This window comes from Porphyromonas sp. KLE 1280 (assembly GCF_000700805.1).
Lineage (GTDB): Bacteria > Bacteroidota > Bacteroidia > Bacteroidales > Porphyromonadaceae > Porphyromonas > Porphyromonas pasteri.
In genome coordinates this window covers 146,063-162,784 of the sequence record NZ_KL362964.1, presented here as the reverse complement: position 1 = coordinate 162,784, position 16,722 = coordinate 146,063, and the positions used below count along the sequence as shown (strand labels likewise).

The window sequence follows — 16,722 nt, the reverse complement described above, 5'->3', positions numbered from 1 at the left end:
CCTCTTCACCACCCACTCATGCACTATCACCGCTCCCTACTCATCACTGGCGGCGCTGGCTTCATCGGCTCGCATGTCGTCCGACTTCTGGCCAATAAGTATCCACAGTACCACATCGTCTGCCTGGATAAGCTCACCTATGCGGGCAACTTGAAGACCCTCGAGGATGTCGCAAGCCTCCCCAACTATACCTTCGTCGAAGCGGACATCTGTGACTACGAGCGCATGCGTGCTCTCATCACGGAGTATGCCATCGACGGCATCATCCATCTGGCAGCAGAGAGCCACGTAGACCGAAGCATCTCCGACCCGTTCACCTTCGCCCGCACCAACGTCATGGGTACGCTGAGCCTACTCGAAGCTGCCCGCGTGACGTGGGGTGCTACGCCCGAGCGCTTTGAGGGGAAGCGCTTCTACCACATCTCCACCGACGAAGTCTATGGCGCACTGGAGATCGGCGGGGGCTTCTTCACCGAGGAGACCAAGTACGCCCCGCACAGCCCCTACTCCGCCAGCAAGGCCTCCAGCGACCACTTCGTCCGTGCCTACCACGATACCTATGGCCTGCCAACGATCGTGACGAACTGCTCGAATAACTACGGCCCGTACCAGTTCCCCGAGAAGCTCATCCCCCTCTTCATCGACAATATCCGCAAGCGCAAGCCCCTGCCCGTCTATGGCAAGGGAGAGAACATCCGCGACTGGCTCTTCGTCGAAGACCACGCACGCGCCATTGACCTAATCTTCCACGAGGGGAAGACCGCCGACACCTACAATATCGGGGGCTTCAATGAGTGGCGCAACATCGACCTCATCCACCTGCTGGTGAAGGTCACCGACCGCCTCCTGGGCAACCCCGAAGGCCACTCCGAGGAGCTCATCACCTTCGTCACCGACCGCGCGGGGCACGACCTGCGCTATGCTATCGACTCATCGAAGCTGCACCGAGAGCTCGGCTGGGAGCCCAGCCTTCAGTTCGAGGAAGGTCTGGAGAAGACCGTGAAGTGGTACCTCGAGCACCAAGACTGGATTGACCACGTCAGCCAGCGCATGAGCTAAGGTCATCCGCTCCTCCTCACATCAAACACATCGTGGGCTACCCTCTCCTTCTGAGGGTAGCCCACAATGTATTTAGGGAAAAAGAAAAACACTACCATAGGATCACTCACAGTCCCCAGATGAAGACCTACCACAGCGACATCGCGCGGTAGGTGATATGAACCTATATTGGTCAGCGAGTCAAGCTATATTGGTTTGTTCACGGACCTATATAGGTCACGCGACAGACCTATATTGGTCACGCCACCGACCTATATAGGTTCATACCACCCTCCCCTATAGAAGTGCATAGCCCTTTGCCCAAGCTATAGTCGATCCAGCTCGCCGAGGTTGCTCTCCACCTTATTAAACTTCTGCTTACCGAGGCTATAGCTAAGGCGAAGGATCACCTTACGACTTTCGCTACCGAACCATGTAGTCAGGTCCAATGCCCCCTTGTGCCCATAGTTGTCCCAGCGATCGGTATGGAAGATATCCGTCATCAAGAGCGAGAGGCGCAGGCGATCATCAGCCCACATACGGCTAAGCCCGATATCCAGACTACCATTGGGCTTGATGACTTCGTAGCTCCCACCCTGGCGCTTGGAGTGATAGCGACCCGACAATTCAAGGTTAAGCCCAAGGGGAAGAAGGATACTATTGCTCACCGACATAAGGTATGAGGGGCGCTTGTATTCCTCCTTGTAGGTCTCGTAGTCCAGCTTATTCACGAAGTAGTACAGGCCGAGATTTGCACTGAAGTCCCACCACGGGGTAAGGCACTTGGAGAAGAGTCCCTCCAGTCCCACCTGCTGCTGTGCCCCGATATTCTTCGTGGTCATGACGGTCTTCGTCGTCCCGAGCGCATCTGTGATCGAGGTGAAGTAGTCGTCGAGCTTGGAGTAAGAGAGGTTAAGAGAGAGGCTCTTCCACACATAGCTCAGGATAAGTTTATTGCTAATCTGTGGCTTGAGGAAGGGGTTTCCCTTCCAATAGGACAACTCATCAAGCAGGTATTCAAAGGGGTTAAGATCTTCGTAGCGGGGCTTATCTTGGCGGCGACTATACAGCAGGGCTACCTTGCTCTGCTCATTGAGGGCATAGGAGATACTCAGGTTGGGGAAGAGTCGTAGGTGGCTATCGCTATGCTCCTCCCCGTCCTGACTGGAATAAGCATTGAGCTTGCTGGAGGTGTGCATATACTCCAGACGTAGCCCCGCACTAAGCTCCAGCTTCCCCAGAGTATGGGTGTACTGCGTATAGCCCTCGATATTCCCCTCGTCATAGTGGAAGGTATTTGAGCGCTGGTTATCGATAGCTCCATTCTTCTTAAAGAGGAAGGTATTGTGGCTTCTAATGAAGGAGGTCTTAGCACCAGCGAGCCATTCACCCTCATCATTGGGCTTGTACTTATAGTCCGTCAGGAGCGCATAGATATCGATATCCTTGTCGGGCTGTGAGTAGAAGAAGTCCGAGCGCACCAGCATGTTGGTCGCAGAGTAGTAGGTGTTGGGCTGCTCACAGCGCGCTGTGCCATCAAAGCGTGTCCAGTACGCAGTGATGGAGAGCTGGTGCTTGTCAGATGGGCGATAGAGATAGTTCAAGCTATTGCTGTAGCGGAGAGTCTTCTGCTCCACATAGTCATTACGCGCCCGAAGGATGCCATCCAGCGTAGTTGTCCCTTGATAGACTTGGGTCTCCGTCGCTGTGACCCCAGGACCAGCGAGTAGATTCACCGAGCTATTGACGAAGAGCTTACTCGTCGAAGTGGCCTGCCAAGAGAAATCAATCCCCGCCGAATAGGTATTACGCATATCGGTATCTACCGTCTCGGAGAGATACTTATTCCCATCCTGAAGCCTCTCATAGCCGTAGTCCATCGCATGATGCCCGATGGCGTGGTTGTAATTGAGCCCCAGTTGCCACTTATCTGTATTGTAGGATAGAGCGAGGTCCGAGCTCTGTCGAAGGTTCTCCCAATAGGCAAGGCTGTGTGAGGTGGTGAGGTAAAAGCCAGAGCGAACGGATGCCTTCGTGATGATATTGATGACGCCACCAGCTCCATCAGCCCCAAAGCTGGCATTCGGACTCGGGGAAGTCTCTATGCTGGAGATCTTTGAGGAGGGGAGCGAGCGTAGATAAGCCGATAGCTCTTCCCCCTTTAGCATCAGCTTCCGCCCATTGACATATATCGCTGTTCCCCCGATGGTCGCTAAGGAGATATCCCCCTTGTTGCTCACCAAGATGCCCGGAGAATGCTTCAGCACATCCAGCGCAGTCCCTATATCTGTGAGGTAAGACTGAGCGACGCGAATCCGAATCTTCCCATTGGATGCGCTGGTCAGCGAGCGGGACTTGCGAGCGGTGACGACAACATCCTTTAGGGAAACATCCTCTACCTCCAGCTGGATATCGGGAAGTGTATCGGCCGAGGCGATAGCCATCTTTCTCTTCACCTCCTTATAGCCCAGTGCCCTTATACAAAGGAGGAACTCCCCCTTGCGCTGGAGGATCGAATACTGCCCAGCAGCATCAGTGAGTACAGACTCTACGAGGACATCTCCTGGAGAAGCTACCAGCATGACGACGGCTGCATCCACTCCCTGGCGGTTCTCGTCGAGGACTCTCCCCGTGACCTTTGTCTGCGCACTTCCCGAGATAGCACAGCCTATCGCCATACAAAACAAGAAGAGCCTTAGCGTAAATCTATTCATTGCTTTAGTGGTGGTGGTTACAAGCTCGCTGGGACAGACCGCCCCACACTTGTGATGGATATTGAGGAGCTGCGGAAGCAACTTGATATTCCCTTATATGCAGGTATATAGCAAAGGTACGGTTAATTATATCGATTTTATTAAGCCACAAGCCCACACGGCGCCCACATCAAGGTGTAGGCTATTTGTGCTTGATACAGCACTTCAGCCGAGTGTCCGTGAGGAAGTGGAGTGAAGCCGTAGGAGAGCGAAGAGAAAAGCAATAGTCATTTGCACCCCGAAGCAATAGTCGTCCGTACATAGACCTGTAGTCGTTTACACATCGACTTCGCGAGCTTCCTCTACAAAGCGCTATAATTAATATTACCCTCTTCGGGCAGAGCGACTACGGGGAAAAGGTCGTACCTTTGTCCTTACCTATTATATATATGGAGATGGACACAAAGAAGATTACTCAAGAGCCTTACGACAAAGCCGACCTGGACGAAGCTGTAGAGACCCTGCGCCGCGGTGGGATCATCCTCTATCCCACAGATACTGTGTGGGGTATTGGTTGCGATGCCACCAACGAAGAAGCCGTGCGCCGTATCTACGAGCTCAAGCGTCGCGAAGACAGCAAGAGTATGCTCGTCCTCGTAGCAGAGACCTACGAAGTCGAGCGTCTGGTGAGCGAAGTCCCCGAGGTCGCCTATGACCTCATGGAGCTCGCCGTGCGCCCCATCACCATCATCTATCCCCATGCCACGGGCGTAGCGCCTAACCTCCTCGGCGAAGGGGGCTCCCTCGGTATCCGCCAGAGCCGTGAGCTCTTCTCCTCCGCCCTCTGCAAGCGCCTGCGCCGTCCCATTGTCTCCACCTCCGCCAACATCAGTGGGGAGCCTACCCCGCTCTTCTTCTCGGGCATCAGCCCCGAGATCGTCGCTGGCGTAGACTATGTCGTCAAGTACCGTCAGAGCGACGAGACGCCTCATGAACCCTCTCAGATCATCATGCTCGGTCCCACGGGCGAGGTCAAGGTCATACGCCCATAGCCGCTGCATACGCCGATGTCTGCCTTCAGTCAAGCCATCACACCTCTGCTCGACCGACTCATCAGCTGGCGAGAGCGCCACATCAGCGAGCGCTACTTCCTCCTCATCCTGAGCCTTCTCATCGGGGTGACGATGGCGCTTGTGGCTGCTCTCCTCAAGTTCATCATCCACGTCGTCGAGACCTTCATCCTCCAGAATATCGAGGATCATCACTACCTCTACCTGCTCTTCCCCGCGCTGGGGATTCTCCTCTCCCTGCTCTTCGTCCGCTACATCGTGCGGGACGACATCAGCCATGGGGTGACGAAGGTGCTCAGCTCCATCTCCCAGCGTAAGAGCCGTATCAAGCCGCACAACACCTGGAGCTCCATCATAGCCAGTGCCCTGACCATTAGCTTCGGGGGATCGGTAGGGGCTGAGAGCCCTATCGTAATGACGGGTGCAGCCGTGGGGTCGAACTTCGGACGTCTCTTCCGCCTCGAGCAGCGTAACCTTATGCTCCTCATCGGCTGTGGTGTCGCTGGTGCCCTCGGGGGCATCTTCAAGGCACCTATCACAGGGCTTGTCTTCGTCATCGAGGTCCTACTCCTTGACCTCACGATGGCCTCCGTCCTCCCTCTCCTGGTCAGCTCCGTCTCGGCTGCTGCCGTGGCCTACGTCCTCTCAGGGAAGGAGATCCTCTTCCAGTTCATCCAGACCGACCCCTATCATATCGAGCGCATCCCGCTGATGATCCTGCTGGGCGTGGTGTGCGGGCTGATGTCGCTGTACTTCTCGAAGACGATGTTCCGCTTCGAGAGCGAGCTGAAGCGCATCAAGGACATCCGCCTGCGCTACCTCATCTCGGCAGCTATCCTCTCCCTGCTCATCTTCGTCTTCCCTCCGCTCTATGGCGAAGGATATGACTCGGTGAATATCCTCTTGGATGGGCAGTACACGCAGCTCCTTGACGGGAGTATCTTCGAGGCGTTCTCGAACTCCTACTGGGTGGTCTTCGCCTTCTTCCTCCTCACCGTCCTCTTCAAGGTCTTCGCCTCCGTAGCGACGAACTCGGGCGGTGGCTGTGGCGGGCTCTTCGCTCCCACCCTCTTCATGGGCGGGCTCACGGGCTTCATCTTCTCCTATCTGGTGAACTACTTCAGTTCGCTCAACGTCTTCATCTCCCCGAAGAACTACATCTTGCTCGGTATGGCAGGGCTGATCGCTGGCGTGATGCACGCCCCACTGACGGGTGTTTTCCTCATCGCTGAGCTCTCGGGCGGGTACAACCTCTTCCTGCCACTGATGCTCGTGTCGCTGACCTCCTTCGCCACGATCCGCATCTTCATGCCCCACAGTATCTACTCGCTCCGCTTGGCAGAGCAGGGCAAGCTCCTCACACATCAGAAGGATACGGCCGTACTGACGCTGATGAATCTGGAGAGCGTGCTGGAGCGTGACTTCGAGGTCGTCTCCCCCAACATGACCCTCGGTGAGATGGTCAGCGTCATCTCGGTAAGCCACCGCAACTCCTTCCCCGTGGTCGATGAGCGCGGGGTACTCGTCGGCATCGTCGAGCTGGATAATGTGCGCAACATCATGTTCCGCCCCGAACTCTATGAGCGCTACAAGGTGCGTAAGATCATGGTCACTCCCGAGGTCAAGGTCTCCTCAGCCACCCCGATGACGGAGGTCATGCGCCTCTTCGACGAGACGAAGGCGTGGAAGATGCCCGTCGTCGATGAGGAAGGGCGCTACCTCGGCTTCATCAGCAAGAGCGCGATCTTCAATAGCTACCGCGAGGTACTCAACTGCACCTTCATCGGGGACTAAGTCTCCCCGCCCCATATCCCCGTATGTATAAGCCTACCGTCGTCTACGAAGACAACCACCTCCTCTGCGTCAGCAAGCGCCCCGGCGAAATCGTCCAGGGCGACAAGACGGGCGATGAGCCGATGAGCGAAGCCCTCAAGGCTTGGCTCAAGGAGAAGTACAACAAGCCTGGCAACGTGTACCTCGGCGTGATCCATCGCTTGGACCGCCCCGTGGGTGGCCTCGTCCTCTTCGCCAAGACGTCGAAGGCACTCAGCCGTATGAACGAGCTCTTCCGCACGGGAGACGTCTCGAAGCGCTACTGGGCCGTCGTCACTGCTCGCCCACCGAAGCACTCCGATACCCTCGAGCAGTACCTCGTGCGCAATGAGTCGCAGAACAAGAGCTACGTGGCTCGCCAAGGCGCTGCGACGCGTGGCGCCAAGCTCGCCCGCCTCTCCTACCGCCTACTGGCCTCGGGCGAACACTATCATCTCCTCGAGATCGAGCTCCACACGGGCCGTCATCATCAGATCCGTTGCCAGCTCGCTGCCCTCGGCTGTCCTATCAAGGGCGACCTGAAGTACGGCGCACCTCGTAGCAACCCCGGCGGGAGTATCAGCCTACTTTCCAGACAGATATCCTTCACGCACCCCGTGAGCAAGGAAGCCCTCACGCTCACGGCTCCCGTACCCGACGAACGACTGTGGCACGACCTCGAAGCCGCCATCGTGCGATAGGTTTGGTGAATTGAGAAAGTAGTATTACCTTTGCAGTGCTCAAGCGAAAAGCAGAGCATTTATATGGTGGTTGTAGCTCAGTTGGTTAGAGCACTGGATTGTGGTTCCAGGTGTCGTGGGTTCGAATCCCATCTTCCACCCCCAAAACTGAAGAGTGCTTGGCTTATCGAAGTCAAGCACTCTTGCTTTATATATACACATACCCTCACGCCGCCTCGATGCCCCACGTGCAGCACCTCTATCTCTTCTCTCGCCCTACGGACGGAGAGGATCAGCAGCTCAGAGCTCTCCTCTCTGAGACGATAGGCGCTACACCGAAGGCAAGTATCACGGACACTCCACAGGGCAGGCTCTACAGCTATCCTACGGAGCGAAGCGTGAGTGAGACGGAGCTACGCCGTGAGCTCCTCACCCGCCTCATCCCCTGGGGGCGCGCTACGCACGGCGCCTTCTACCTCCCCTCCACGAGTGCCACAGCCGAGGTCACGCACGTCGCCTTCGACCTCGACGGCACGCTCACGACGACGGAGCTGCTGCCCGAGCTGGCACGTCTCTCAGATCGCTCGGAGGAGATGACTGCCCTGACCGAAGCGGCTATGGCAGGCGCCACACCCTTCCGTGAGAGCTTCATGCACCGCACTGAGCTCCTTCGTGGGCTCTCGCGTAAGGCCCTTCACTCGGTCATCCGAAGCATCACCCTCCCCACTGACACCACGCTTCTCCTCCGCGAGCTCTCTCTCCCCACTGCTATCGTCACGGGGGCTTACCAGCCCTTCGTTGAAGATATCTGTGAGCGAGTGGGTCTCTCCACCTTTGTAGGGAGTGCCGTACGCTATACCGCTGACGGCGACTTCGACGGACTCGACCCCGCGGCTATCATTGATGCCGAGGGCAAGCGCGCCTTCCTCGAGGAGTGGACTGCAGGGGCGCTCGCCTCGACACTCTATACGGGAGATGGTGCCAATGACCTCGACGCCCTCGCCGCCGTAGGGCATGCCCTCTTCTACACCGCACAGCACGGAGGCCTGCGTGGCCTCGTCCATCAGATCCTCTCCGCAGACCTTCCACCCCTCTTCCCGACCACACGATGAACATCCGCCTCGACGAGAGCTGGCGTACCGCCCTTGCGCCTGAGTTCGACAAGCTCTACTTCAGCATCCTCACCGACCGCATCCGCCAGGCTTACCAGTACGAAGGCCCTATCTATCCCCCTGGAGGGCTCATCTTCCGCGCCCTCGACGCCTGCCCCCTCCCCACGGTACGCGTCGTCATCTTAGGTCAAGACCCCTACCACGGTGCAGGGCAAGCTGAGGGCTTAGCCTTCTCCGTACCGGCGGGCGTCCCCATACCTCCGAGCCTCATCAACATCAAGAAGGAGATCGCCTCCGACCTCGGTCAGCCCTCCATCATCCCCGATGGGCACCTCCTGCCATGGGCAGAGCAGGGCGTCCTTCTCCTCAACACCACCCTCACCGTCCGTGCCGGCATGGCAGCGAGCCATCAGGGCCTCGGCTGGGAGACCTTCACCGATGCGATCATCGAGACGATCAACCGCAGCTGCGACCACGTAGTCTTCCTCCTCTGGGGAAGCCCTGCCCGACGCAAGGGAAGTATGATCGATCGCACCCGCCATCTCGTGCTCGAAGCCCCCCATCCCTCCCCGCTCTCGGCCCATCGTGGCTTCTTCGGATGCCGTCACTTCAGCCAGACGAATGCCTACCTCACCCAGTGGGGCAAGGCACCCATCCGCTGGTGATACGCTCTATATTGAGTATATCAATATACCTATATCAAGTTCCGTGCTTTCTGTGGAAGAATTAATAGTATCTTTGTAAAAAAGATATTAAACGGCTCGCCACATTGCCCCTCGGCGCACCGCCTCACTATACAAAATAGAGCATTACAGACATGGACGTATTACAGATACAGAAGGACCTGATCGGCATGCAGGACTATATGAAGAACTTCGCGCGTACGCTGACGAAGGACGAAGCCGATGCAGAAGACCTGACGCAAGACACTACGCTGCGCGTCCTGAACAACTACGATAAGTTCGTCGACAACGTCAACTTCAAGGGGTGGGTGCTGAAGATCATGCGTAATATCTTCATCAACAACTACCACAAGCTCGTGCGCACGCAGAGCTTCATCGACCCCAACGTCGACGCTTACAACGTACCTCTGCTTAGCGAAGGCGGGCACAACACTCCCGAGGGCTCCATGGATATCAAGGAGATCACGGGTGCTATCGCCGAGCTGCAGCCTTCACTCAAGGAGCCTTTCTCCATGTTTGTCGCTGGGTATAAGTACAACGAGATCGCCGATACCCTCGGCATCCCCCTCGGTACGGTCAAGAGCCGCATCTTCTTCGCTCGCCAAGAGCTCCAGAAGAAGCTCCGCGACATGCGCTAAGACTCGCCCCTATTTCTATCACCATCACATATAGACTACGCAAGTATGAGTAGAGAACATCGCCGCTGCCTCATCATCGGCTCCGGTCCCGCTGGCTACACTGCAGCCATCTATGCCTCACGTGCCAACCTCTCGCCACTCCTCTACGAAGGCATCCAGCCTGGAGGACAGCTCACGCAGACCACGGATGTAGAGAACTTCCCTGGTTATCCCGAGGGGGTCACCGGCCCAGCGCTCACCCAGGACCTCCGCAATCAGGCTCTGCGCTTCGGTACGGAGATCCGCTCTGGTCTGGCGACGAAGGCTGACCTCTCTAAGGCTCCCTACGTCATCACCTTCGAGGAAGGTGTCGAGGTCGAAGCCGATACGGTCATCATCGCTACGGGTGCTTCCGCTAAGTACCTCGGCCTGCCCGACGAAGAGAAGTACGCTGGTATGGGCGTCTCGGCCTGTGCTACCTGTGACGGCTTCTTCTACCGCAATAAGAAGGTCGCTGTCGTCGGTGGCGGTGACACGGCCTGCGAAGAGGCACTCTACCTGGCGAGCCTCGCCTCGCACGTCTATATGATCGTGCGCAAGGACTACCTCCGCGCCTCTGACATTATGCGTCAGCGCGTCGCAGCCAACGAGAAGATCACCGTCCTCTACGAGCACAATACCGTGGGCCTCTACGGTGAAGATGGCGTTGAAGGCGCACATCTCGTCAAGCGCCTCGGCCAGCCCGATGAAGAGCGTGTAGACCTGCCCATCGATGGCTTCTTCCTCGCTATCGGTCACCACCCCAATTCCGAGCTCTTCGCTGACTACGTCGAGGTCGATGAGGTGGGCTACATCAAGACCGAAGGGCCTACGCCACGCACCTGCGTCCCTGGCGTCTTCGCTGCTGGCGACGTCGCAGACCCCCTCTATCGTCAGGCGGTCACCGCAGCGGCCTCAGGCTGTAAGGCAGCTATCGAAGCTGAGCGCTACCTCGGCGAACACGGGCTCTAAGTCCCACTCCCCTATACGCGCAGCGCCCCTGCCCACCATCGGTGAGCAGGGGCGCTGTCGCTATATAGCCTTCGTCCCACTCCATGGGGGGACATAAAAGGAAATACCCCCAAGTTCTCCTAATTGAACCTGAGGGTATCTCCCTGAATCTAATTCCTTCTCTAAGCTCTTCCTCTTGGACTTGAACCAAGGACCCTCTGATTAACAGTCAGATGCTCTAACCGACTGAGCTAAGGAAGAGTACTTAATGCAGCGTCAGAAGGGGCTTATTCACCACGCCCATACTCGGGAGAAGCTCTTCCTCTTGGACTTGAACCAAGGACCCTCTGATTAACAGTCAGATGCTCTAACCGACTGAGCTAAGGAAGAGTATTGCCACCTTCTTTGTTGCGGTTGCAAAGGTAATACAACTTCTTCATATACGCAAATGCCTTCCCACTTGCCCGCAACAATATCCATAGCCACCCGCACTCCCATCGCCGCCTCTACGCACGTCTACCAGCATTAGCCACCGCCACTTCTTGGCGAAGACCTTGCCCTCTCTCAGACAGCTACTGAAGGAGGTGCTACCAACCTATACTGGTCGGCGAGTCAACCTATATAGGTCGGCGGCGTGACCAATATAGGTCACGAAGCGAAGCTATATAGGTCAACCCAGCGACCTATATAGCTTCACATCTCCATCTGATTGGCAAGCAATACCCAGCCGGGAAGACAGAAGTGGTTTACACGATTATACCCCTCCGAAGTGATACGCAAGCCCTGCGCCTTATCGCAAGTATTCCGCTTATCCAGCGGAGGGAAAAGCATCGTTCTCGTGAAGAAAAAAGCGTCTTCCCGTAGTGGTATTCTTCTATCTATGTACATAGTCTTAAAGACCAGGCACGTAAATCCAAATATCCACGTACGTAGATATTAGAGCCACGTACGTAGCCCAAACTTATCGACCACTCGTCCGCAACTTTTATCCCTATGCGGAGCAACAACCTATCGCTATAACCACCAAATGTGCAGTAGTAAATAAGGCTCTGTTGTGATTAGCTTTCAGATTTCGTACCTTCATACTTGCTAATACAGCCCCATACCCCCAAAGAAACCGCTTCGTATCGTTGTGATTAGCTTTCAGATTTCGTACCTTCATACTTGCTAATACAGCCTACACCTCACGCAGCGTCGTTGCAGGGGAGTTGTGATTAGCTTTCAGATTCCATACCTTCACACTTGCTAATACAGCGTACTGCCGTAGGGCTTTGATGATGTCACCGTTGTGATTAGCTTTCAGATTTCGTACCTTCACACTTGCTAATACAGCGCGTCGCAGAGTCGAACACCGCAAAGAAGCGTTGTGATTAGCTTTCAGATTTCGTACCTTCATACTTGCTAATACAGCCCGCACCGAGTGGCACAACATCACTATCTTGTTGTGATTAGCTTTCAGATTTCGTACCTTCATACTTGCTAATACAGCGAGGGATATTACGCCTATAGCCACCGACAAGTTGTGATTAGCTTTCAGATTTCGTACCTTCATACTTGCTAATACAGCAGACCCCGCAAAGGAGTCTATGGGACAAGTACTTAGCAGGAGGATTTAGAAAGAGAAAAGCCCGTGGATATCCACGGGCTTTTCCTTTACTTAGCGACTTTTCCGATCCCAGATCTCACAGCATATCGAAGAGTCCTGGGAGCTGAATAGCATCGGTAGGCTTGCGCGAAGAGAAGTGCTCCATCATACCAAACTGCTTGTCGGTAAGCGTCATGATCACCACCTCGCCCTCATCGGGGAGCATCGCCTTGACCCGCCGCATATGCGTCTGTGCCTGCTCCATACTCGCACAATGGCGCATATAGATGGAGTACTGAAACATTGTGAAGCCATCCTTCAGGAGTTCTTGGCGGAAGCTGTTAGCCGTCTTGCGCTCCTTAGGCGTACCCGTAGGCAGATCAGAGCGTGTGCCCGTCCAGCGGGAGGAGTAGCCCCGAGGGCATGTGCGTCGCTGAGCAGGTCACGACAGCGCAATTATTCTCGAGCAAAGCCCCTAAGAGGGCATGAGTGATCGTGATCTGTGGGTGGTCGAGGAGGACGACCCCGATATCCTCTATCGGGATCGTCCGTACCATCGTCTCACGATCATCCGACGGCTGCCGCACCTCCAGCTGTTTGAGACGCAGGGAGAGGTAGGCAGGATTGCCGATATAGATCGTTTGCTTCATCATGGTAGTAGGGGAGCATCAGAGCAGAGAGATCCGTCCGAGGAGGTCGACACGCACCTTGCGGATATTCCTCTTTTCGTAGTCAGACAAACTCCGCACACGATGGAACTTCGGTATACGCCCCGAAGTATTCTTATCATCTGCCACACTCGTCTCCAAATGGTAGCGGAACCAGTAGTCCCTCGAAGACACCTTCTGCACACGGTAGAGATGCTCACTGAGCTTGCGATAACCCTGCACTTCGAGGGCTTGCTGAAGCTCCTCATCCGACAGACCAATGATGACCATCTCATCCGGCTGGAGGGAGTCAACAAATACCCAATCGGAGGGTGGGAGCAAGCGCAGTACCGACTCTGGGATATCCCCGCGCTGTAGGACTTGCTCCATGACCTCACGCGGATGCGTGATGACTAAAGGGATACCATAGCGTGCACGGTCTACAGCATCCCAGAAGGTCACAATAGACTCTTCAAGCTTGCCCTGAGGGGTCCGATAGAGAGCAAGGTGATGGTTATTCCCAGACTTTACGAATGTAATAGCTCTACCACGCTCATCGAAGCGAATAGGAATAGCCTTTGCAACGGAAGGCTGAGTAACATAGCACCGCACAGAGCGCACCTCCTGCTTCTCAGCTGCATCGAGATAGAGGGGAGCTCCCTTCGCCTTTACCTTGGATGTAATCTCTTGATTGTACTCTGCGATAAGCTCACGAAGGCGCGGATCTACGACCTCCCCCTTAAGGTCATGCAAAGGATAGCGCTTGACAATACGCTCCCTCCCTTGGGAGAGAATCTTCCCGTAGAGTGATGCCTCCATCAGCTCTCCTCGTGGTACCAGCACGCCCCGCTGTACGCAGGTGACTTCTCGACCATCAGCCGTCTTCTTACGATAGATATTGCGTCCTCGGGTGACGACACGCTTCCCAGGGCGGTAGGAGATGAGGATCTCGGCGACCTTATCGCTGACTGTCCGCACCGAGAAGTGAGGGCGCTGCGTCAGCCAGCGCTCCAGGTTAGAGAACCTACCGGTCTCCTTCGCCTGCTGCTCCTGGGCCTCCAGATCTTCCATCTTCTTATTCCCCCGCCCAAACTCAGAGCTTAAGCGGTTGAGTCGCTGGATGTAACTCTGACGAGTACATGCCACGACGAGAGCATCGATAGCGTGGTGCCGGTGGTCCATACGCTTCGACCAATTTGTAATATGAAGCTCCTCGGTCGCCTCACCTTCCCGAGATACGCGCTCGGTCTCGCCCATCGAGTCGTAGCGATCGAGGTTGAGCGTATGGAGGATCTTACCATACCCCCAGAGGCTACGAAGCCGAGCTGTCACACCACCCTCGCTCGCAGACACACGGCGGATCCCCTGCTGAAGGATGGCCATAGCTTGGCGCGAGATGTACTGCGTCAGACGCAGCTGACGCTCGAGGAAGTCGGAGGGGATATCCTCCTTCAGCCAGCGTAGGCGCTGGTGCTTGCTATAGGAAATCTTCTTCTCCTTTAGCAGGTCATTGATGCGCTTCATATACTCGGCTTCCCTACCCTCTGCTCGGATGTACTCGAGAGCGGTGCGATTGCCCTTCGTCTGATTACATTCGTGGCAGGCGCAGGTCTTATTACCATAGGAGTCATCATAGAGGACGGACTTCGGGATGATATGCTCGACCTCCATATCGTCCCCATTGAGACACTGCTCCTCTTCAATTGACCGACCACAATACAGACACTGGCGTCCAGCCTCCTCCCACAGCATGTACTTGCGGATGCGAGACTTCGTCGGATAAAGCCCACACTCACGGATCTTCGCAGCGACTTCTTTATTACGCTCCTCCCGATCCTTGTTATTTCGAGCCATACGCTCACGCTCCTCACGCGACATCTTCAGCTCGCGTGCCAGCTCGACACGGACTTCATCGACGCCGTACTCGGCCTTGAGCGCATTGACGAGGTTGATCATCTGGTTGAGGATCTTCTCAACGAGGGGCTGACGCAGCTCATTGCGCTGCAGCAGCGGTATCTTCTCCAGAAGTATGCGCTCGGTGATCTCTTCGCTGGTGGGGCTATTCGAGTGGCGGTAGCCGACGGCTGTGCACGCCTCGCTATAGCCCAGCCCCTGCTGTAGCTGGGGGAGGAGCTTGCAGATGAACTTCGCGGACTTATTCCCGTAGCCAGGCTTGACGAAGTCCAGACGATAGAGCTGATCCAAGAGCCCGCCGTCCAGGTCCTCCTCCTTCATGCCGAGCTGCGTGATGAGAGCACGGCGCATCGCATCACGCTCCTCGATGGAGTAGAGGATGTGCCACAGGCGATAGAGGGGCTGATGGACGTAGCTATCAGTGACGACAGCGACCTCTCGCACGGTGACCTCGCCCGTCTCTTCGTCGGTGAGCTGGACGGTCATCATACGCGTCTCCAGCTCCATATCGAGGAGGTGGTGATACTGCGAATAGGTCTGTAGAGCAGCAGCGAGAGCGACCCGCGTGCTATTCCCCTTCAGCCCACTCTTCGAGGTAAGCTGGTCTGCTATGAGTGCCTTCTCCTTGAGAAGCTTCTTCAGCGCAGCGAAGGATAGCGAAGCGCTTGACTGAAGATGTGCGACGATCTTAGCACGCTCCTCGAGTGTGATGTCACGTGGCGAGCCGTCGGGACGGGTCAGACGGATATTATTCACAGCCTCATAGATACGGCAGAGCTGGAAGAGGGGTGAGGACTTCGGGGCTACCTTCGGGCCGAACTTGACCTTACGCCCGACGAGCTGCCGACCGCCCTTGCCGTCGTCCTGCTGGACGCGCATCACCTTCTCTTGCTTCTCAAACTCGCACAGCGAGACCAGGTGCTTGCAGGACTTCAGCGGGCGCTGCATGAAGATGACTTCATCGCGTAGCATCCGGATGAATGCGTCTGTAAGGATATCGGGATAGTGCACGCGCTGAGCTGCCATGATCTGATCGTACTCATCGATGTAGCGCTGACGGGAGAAGATCTGATCCTTGATGCGGTAGCTGATACCGCCCGTGGGGCTCTCACTCTGATTCTGACGGAGCTGCTCGGCGAAGTACTGCCCACCGTCTTGTGCTCGTCCTGTAGCTTCTCGTCATTTGCACGGATGCCAGCGAGGTAGGCACTATTCGAGTCCTTCTTCTTCTCGCCCTCATCACCGACGATGGCAGCGGCATCGCTCTTGACGTGCCGGTAGCCACGCTTCTGATTGATGTGGCAGAGCACACGCCCCAGCTCGGGCAGCGTCAGGCGCCCACCAGCGGTAGACGCCCGCTCGCGGAGCTCCCACAGCTCCAGCAGAGGGAGCTGAATGAGTGCAGCATCGGGGAGCATCCCGACCTTCTCCAGCTCTCGACGAAGGCGGTAGCGACGCAGCTGATAGCGGGCAAAGCCTCGGCGCATCGTACGGCGCGCCGTCCGCTCTTGGCTCGCCGTGAAGGCTGCCCCTGCGTTAAAGGCTTCAATTGCTTTGGTAGCATTATTTAAGGGGACGACACGGCTCCCCATACCTAAGATTTCGGCAGGATCTCCCTGCGCATCGAGGGCGATAAGGCACCACCCTATTGATCCTACTCCGAGGTCAAGACCAAGTACATGTTTGCTCATAAGCATTGGTTGTGTTGATATTAAGAAAAATGGCTACATTTGCAGTAACGAAATCTGAAAGCTAATCACAATAAGGATTTATTCCGTTGTGAGAACATCCAGGGTGGGGCCTCTTAAGTGAGGTTCTCACCCTTCTTTTTTGTGATCAGACCGAGAGGTCAGGCCACTACGATCAGCCGTAGTACTGAAA

Annotated in this window: 13 protein-coding genes, 3 tRNA genes and 1 CRISPR repeat array; of the genes, 9 read left to right on the top strand and 7 right to left on the bottom strand. The window is 56.0% G+C overall.

Going from position 1 to position 16,722, the window contains the following annotated elements:
• The first annotated feature begins 18 nt into the window (after positions 1 to 18).
• A complete protein-coding gene (rfbB, locus tag HMPREF1121_RS05940; protein WP_044115314.1) occupies positions 19 to 1,059 on the top strand; it encodes a dTDP-glucose 4,6-dehydratase in 1,041 nt (346 codons plus the stop codon).
• 305 nt (positions 1,060 to 1,364) lie between these two features.
• On the opposite strand, the gene HMPREF1121_RS05935 is transcribed toward rfbB, so the two are convergent.
• Positions 1,365 to 3,752 (bottom strand): outer membrane beta-barrel protein, encoded by a 2,388-nt coding sequence (locus HMPREF1121_RS05935; RefSeq protein ID WP_044115312.1) that lies wholly within the window; start codon positions 3,750 to 3,752, stop codon positions 1,365 to 1,367.
• A 434-nt stretch (positions 3,753 to 4,186) separates the two neighbouring features.
• Between HMPREF1121_RS05935 and HMPREF1121_RS05930 the strand changes: the two genes are divergently transcribed.
• From HMPREF1121_RS05930 to trxB, 8 genes are all read left to right on the top strand, one after another.
• Complete coding sequence (locus HMPREF1121_RS05930) at positions 4,187 to 4,783, top strand: L-threonylcarbamoyladenylate synthase (RefSeq protein WP_009433540.1); 597 nt, start codon at positions 4,187 to 4,189, stop codon at positions 4,781 to 4,783.
• 15 nt (positions 4,784 to 4,798) lie between these two features.
• Entirely contained in the window at positions 4,799 to 6,595 is a 1,797-nt protein-coding gene (locus HMPREF1121_RS05925) for a chloride channel protein (RefSeq protein ID WP_044115311.1), read from the top strand.
• Positions 6,596 to 6,618: 23 nt separating this feature from the next.
• Entirely contained in the window at positions 6,619 to 7,314 is a 696-nt protein-coding gene (locus HMPREF1121_RS05920) for an RluA family pseudouridine synthase (protein ID WP_044115310.1), read from the top strand.
• A 65-nt stretch (positions 7,315 to 7,379) separates the two neighbouring features.
• Positions 7,380 to 7,458 (top strand) — tRNA-His (locus HMPREF1121_RS05915).
• Positions 7,459 to 7,532: 74 nt separating this feature from the next.
• Entirely contained in the window at positions 7,533 to 8,405 is an 873-nt protein-coding gene (locus HMPREF1121_RS05910; RefSeq protein WP_044115309.1) for an HAD family hydrolase, read from the top strand.
• A complete protein-coding gene (gene ung, locus HMPREF1121_RS05905) occupies positions 8,402 to 9,070 on the top strand; it encodes a uracil-DNA glycosylase (protein WP_044115307.1) in 669 nt (222 codons plus the stop codon). Before HMPREF1121_RS05910 ends, ung begins: the two co-directional genes overlap by 4 nt.
• A gap of 152 nt (positions 9,071 to 9,222) precedes the next feature.
• Entirely contained in the window at positions 9,223 to 9,726 is a 504-nt protein-coding gene (locus HMPREF1121_RS05900) for an RNA polymerase sigma factor (RefSeq protein ID WP_044115306.1), read from the top strand.
• 45 nt (positions 9,727 to 9,771) lie between these two features.
• The gene (trxB, locus tag HMPREF1121_RS05895) at positions 9,772 to 10,716 is read left to right on the top strand and encodes a thioredoxin-disulfide reductase (RefSeq protein ID WP_044115305.1); all 945 of its coding nucleotides are present in this window, start codon (positions 9,772 to 9,774) and stop codon (positions 10,714 to 10,716) included.
• Between the two features lie 166 nt (positions 10,717 to 10,882).
• Here trxB and HMPREF1121_RS05890 read toward each other — a convergent pair.
• The 6 genes from HMPREF1121_RS05890 to HMPREF1121_RS08870 all read right to left on the bottom strand — a co-directional run bounded on the left by HMPREF1121_RS05890 (position 10,883) and on the right by HMPREF1121_RS08870 (position 16,532).
• Positions 10,883 to 10,956, bottom strand: a tRNA-Asn gene (locus tag HMPREF1121_RS05890).
• Between the two features lie 55 nt (positions 10,957 to 11,011).
• Positions 11,012 to 11,085, bottom strand: a tRNA-Asn gene (locus HMPREF1121_RS05885).
• Between the two features lie 661 nt (positions 11,086 to 11,746).
• A CRISPR array of direct repeats spans positions 11,747 to 12,262; the repeat unit is 32 nt; unit sequence GTTGTGATTAGCTTTCAGATTTCGTACCTTCA.
• 115 nt (positions 12,263 to 12,377) lie between these two features.
• Complete coding sequence (gene cas2 / locus HMPREF1121_RS05875) at positions 12,378 to 12,659, bottom strand: CRISPR-associated endonuclease Cas2 (RefSeq protein ID WP_044115302.1); 282 nt, start codon at positions 12,657 to 12,659, stop codon at positions 12,378 to 12,380.
• Between the two features lies 1 nt (position 12,660).
• Positions 12,661 to 12,933, bottom strand: a complete 273-nt coding sequence (locus HMPREF1121_RS05870; RefSeq protein WP_044115301.1) for a CRISPR-associated endonuclease Cas1 — start codon at positions 12,931 to 12,933, stop codon at positions 12,661 to 12,663.
• Between the two features lie 15 nt (positions 12,934 to 12,948).
• On the bottom strand, positions 12,949 to 15,867 hold the full coding sequence (gene cas9, locus HMPREF1121_RS05865; RefSeq protein WP_232223746.1) for a type II CRISPR RNA-guided endonuclease Cas9: 2,919 nt from the start codon (positions 15,865 to 15,867) through the stop codon (positions 12,949 to 12,951).
• Entirely contained in the window at positions 15,774 to 16,532 is a 759-nt protein-coding gene (locus HMPREF1121_RS08870; protein ID WP_232223745.1) for a hypothetical protein, read from the bottom strand. The genes cas9 and HMPREF1121_RS08870 overlap by 94 nt, the downstream gene beginning before the upstream one ends.
• Positions 16,533 to 16,722: the final 190 nt, after the last annotated feature.